The organism is Xenorhabdus sp. NBAII XenSa04 (genome assembly GCF_963866145.1).
Lineage (GTDB): Bacteria > Pseudomonadota > Gammaproteobacteria > Enterobacterales > Enterobacteriaceae > Xenorhabdus > Xenorhabdus indica.
Genome location: NZ_CAWMEB010000104.1, coordinates 1 through 416, shown reverse-complemented (window position 1 = coordinate 416; position 416 = coordinate 1). Strand labels below are relative to the sequence as shown.

1 pseudogene is annotated in these 416 nt (G+C 54.3%); it reads left to right on the top strand.

What is annotated here, in order from left to right:
- A pseudogene (locus tag AAC147_RS05640) lies at nt 1-416 on the top strand (conjugative transfer ATPase); the annotation flags it as partial.

Below are 416 nucleotides of genomic sequence, written 5' to 3'. Positions count from 1 at the left end.
GCGGATGAAATGGCCGGTGCCATGTCGATGTTTACTCAGGGTTTTGAAGGGGAACTGTTTAACCGTCCCGGCACGCCCTGGCCGGAAGTGGATGTCACGTTGATTGATTTGGGTACACTGGCGCGAGAAAACTACTCGGCGCAGATGGCACTGGCGATGGTGTCATTGATTAATACGGTGAATAATCTGGCCGAACGCGACCAGTATCAGGACAGGGAACTGCAACTGGTGATTGATGAAGGCCATATCACCACCACCAACCCGCTGCTCTCCCCCTATATGACCAAGGTCGTCAAGATGTGGCGTAAACTGGGGGCCTGGCTGTGGCTCGCCACACAAAACCTCGCTGACTACCCGGATACGGCTGAAAAAATGCTGAATATGGCGGAATGGTGGCTGTGCCTGACTATGCCTCC